The sequence below is a fragment of the Legionella waltersii genome (assembly GCF_001468085.1).
GTDB lineage: Bacteria > Pseudomonadota > Gammaproteobacteria > Legionellales > Legionellaceae > Legionella > Legionella waltersii.
Genome location: NZ_LNZB01000060.1, coordinates 373,637 through 374,255, shown reverse-complemented (window position 1 = coordinate 374,255; position 619 = coordinate 373,637). Strand labels below are relative to the sequence as shown.

Here is a 619-nt window from a genome sequence, read left to right as displayed (position 1 = left end):
CAGAAAGAAAAATTTCTCGCCGTGGAATCATGGTATCTGCAGGCTTAACTACCACCTTTATTTTGACGCAATACCGAGGCAAGCCCAGGCTCTATGGCTGTGGATGTAACGAGAATGGCCAGCTGGGACTGGGGCATAAAAATAACCAGAGCAGCTTGCAGCGCCTTGAGATTCCCAAAGAAATATGCTCACTGGAGGGTGTCGTCGCAGGGAACTCTCACACCCTTGTCTTTGGCTGCGACAGCTTGGGCAAACCACTGCTCTTTGCCTGTGGATATAACGAGTATGGCCAATTGGGGCTGGGGGATAATTACAACCAGAATAGCCTCCAGCCAGTAAGGCTTCCTGAAGCACTCAACTCACAGGATGGTGTCGTCGCAGGTAGTAACCACACCCTTGTCTTTGGCCGCGACAGCCTCGGAAAACCACTGCTCTTTGCCTGTGGATTGAACTTTTACGGCCAACTGGGGCTTGGGGATAAAAACGACCGGAGCAGCCTGCAGCGCCTCGAACTTCCTCAAGACCTCAACTCACTGGAGAGTGTCGTCGCGGGTTTCAATCACACCCTTGTCTTTGGCCGCGACAGCAAGGGTAAACCAGCGCTCTTTGCCTGTGGTGA

The 619-nt window shown here is 52.7% G+C and carries 1 protein-coding gene; it reads left to right on the top strand.

Annotated elements, in window-relative coordinates:
* Window positions 1-619, top strand: a 619-nt coding sequence (locus Lwal_RS14850) for an RCC1 domain-containing protein (protein WP_476645820.1), incomplete at both ends; no start/stop codon positions are given.